Source organism: Polaromonas sp. (assembly GCF_031411155.1).
Classification (GTDB): domain Bacteria; phylum Pseudomonadota; class Gammaproteobacteria; order Burkholderiales; family Burkholderiaceae_C; genus Polaromonas.
The window spans coordinates 1-2,435 of record NZ_JANOAL010000258.1 but is presented as its reverse complement, the minus strand read 5'-3'; the positions used below and the strand labels follow the sequence as shown (position 1 = coordinate 2,435).

General features: G+C 63.2%; 2 protein-coding genes and 1 pseudogene. 2 read left to right on the top strand and 1 reads right to left on the bottom strand.

What is annotated here, in order from left to right:
- Together RMO23_RS15385 and RMO23_RS15380 are read left to right on the top strand one after the other, a co-directional pair.
- Positions 1 to 1,542 (top strand): 4Fe-4S dicluster domain-containing protein (locus RMO23_RS15385; protein ID WP_309683369.1); only part of this gene is annotated, 1,542 nt, incomplete at its 5' end.
- 301 nt (positions 1,543 to 1,843) lie between these two features.
- A complete protein-coding gene (locus RMO23_RS15380) occupies positions 1,844 to 2,137 on the top strand; it encodes a hypothetical protein (protein WP_309683363.1) in 294 nt (97 codons plus the stop codon).
- A 9-nt stretch (positions 2,138 to 2,146) separates the two neighbouring features.
- On the opposite strand, the pseudogene RMO23_RS15375 reads toward RMO23_RS15380, so the two are convergent.
- Positions 2,147 to 2,435 (bottom strand): annotated as a pseudogene (locus RMO23_RS15375) (cobyric acid synthase CobQ); the annotation flags it as partial.

Sequence of the window (2,435 nt, the reverse complement as noted above, 5' to 3'; positions counted from 1 at the left end):
GTGGAATGGCAGTTCGGCCCCAGGATCAACGAGGCGTTTGCGCAGATCAAGAACCATCTCGATCCGCTCAACCTGCTCAGCCCCAACCGCATCATCAATCCGCCCAAAATGGACGACACGCGTCTGATGCGTTTCCCGCCCGGCTACAAGGTGATTCCGATCCGGACCGCGCTCGACTGGAGCGCCTGGAATGTGCAAAACGACCCGGTGACCGAGCAAACCAGCGCGCCGGGCAGCGGTGGCGATGCGGCGCAGGGCTTGGCCAAGGCCGTGGAGATGTGCAACAACAACGGCCATTGCCGCAAATTTGATGCCGGCACCATGTGCCCCAGCTACCGCGTGACGCGTGACGAAAAGCATTTGACGCGCGGCCGGGCCAACACCTTACGCCTGGCACTTTCCGGTCAATTGGAAGGCATGAAAGCTGAGGACGCATTCACCAGCGAGGCCGTGAAAGACGCGCTGGAGCTGTGCGTGGGCTGCAAGGGCTGCAAGCGCGACTGCCCGACCGGCGTGGACATGGCCAAGATGAAGGTGGAGTTTTTGCACCACTACAAGGCCAAACACGGCTACACGCTGAAAGACAAGCTGGTGGCCTACCTGCCCGACTACGCGCCCTGGGCCAGCCGCCTGGCGCCGCTGCTCAATTTGCGCGACAGGATTCCGGGCCTGGCCGCCTTGAGCGAAAAGCTGCTGGGCTTGTCGGCCGGGCGCACGCTGCCGCAGTGGCAGAGCAAAACCTTCTTCAACGCCACGCCCGTCAGCGCTACCCGCGACGAGGTGCTGGCCGCCAGCAAGCCGGTGGTGCTGTTTGTTGACACCTTCAACGGCTATTTCGAGTCGGGCAATGCCCGTTCAGCCTTGAAAGTACTGCAGGCCGGCGGATATACGGTGCATATTGCTAGCAAAACAGTAGCAGACGGCAAGCAGCTGTGCTGCGGCCGCACCTACCTGGCCAGCGGCATGGTCGATGAGGCCAAAGCCAAAGCCAAAGAACTGGTGGCCGCCCTGCTGCCCTTTGCCGAGCAAGGCATCGCCATCGTCGGGCTGGAGCCCTCCTGCCTGCTGACCCTGCGCGACGAGATGCTGGTCATGGGCCTGGGCCAAGCCGCGCAAACCATCAGCCAGCATGCCCTGCTGTTCGAAGAGTTTCTGGCACGCGAAGCGGCGGCCGGCAAGCTGGAGGAACTGAAGGCCCAACTGCAGCCTGCGGACCAGGCCATCCTGCTCCACGGCCACTGCCACCAGAAGGCTTTTGGTGCGGTCAGCCCCATCCTGGATGTGCTCAAGCTGATTCCGGGCGCGCAGCCCGAGCTGATCGAATCGAGCTGCTGCGGCATGGCCGGCAGCTTCGGCTACGAAGCCAGCCACTACGAAGTGTCGATGCAGATGGCCGAACTCAGCCTGTTGCCGGCCGTGCGCCAGCAGCCCGACGCCATCGTGGTGGCCGACGGCACCAGTTGCCGCCACCAGATCAGGGACGGTGCGCAGCGCGAAGCGCTTCATGTGGCGGTGCTGCTGGCGGGCCAGCTGCGCGTTTGAGGGCGCATCGATTACTATTATTTTGATAGCTACTTGCACGCATTGTTATTGGGCTAGCGGCCGATTTGACCGAATTTCATGCATTTCAGAGGCGGCTACGGCAGGTCAGCGCGGCACGGGCTTCTTCATAATCAGGTCATGACGTTTTCACCACGCCCCCGTTTCACCCAGAGCCGTTCATTTCAATTGGCGCCGGTTCTGCTGCTGGCCGCCCTGCTCTGCGGCGAGGCCGCTGCGCAGACACCGGCCGCCCACCCCGCTGGCCGGAAGCTGGACCTGGACACTGCCCGGCAAGTCTTGCGTGGAAACCTGGCAGTACCGCGCCAATGGCAGCCGGCAGCTCAGCAGTGGTGATGAACTGACGCAGGCCGGCTATGAGATCAGCGCCAAACCCAGCCTGCTGGGCTTTTACCGGCTGGTAGAAACCGTGACGCAGTCCAGCGGCAAGCCGGATTGCGCCGGTGACCTGCACGAGGCCCCGGGAGACAGCGTCACGCGCTACATCCAGTTCAGCCCCCGACAAGACCAGTTGATTGTCTGCAGGGAGGAGTCTCTCAAGGCCTGCTTTGGGCCGCTGAAGCGCGTGCCCGGATAAGTTCCAGATCTACCGGCCGATCAGCGAGGGCAAAACACCTGCTTCAAAATGCCGGTCGATGTAATCGGCCAGGCCCTCAAACACCGAATCGAGCGTCGGCGTGGCCGCGCCAAAAAGCGCCTGCAACACGCGCGGGTCTTCAAACAGGCCGTGCAGGTACAGGCCCAGCACATTGCCGGCCGCGTTTTGCCAGGCCAGGCCGTCAGGCATCACAGCGTAGGCGATGTCGCCCGCGGCCGCCATGGCGGTGTGCGGGGCCGTCTGGCCATGGTGGATTTCATAGCCCTGCACGGACACG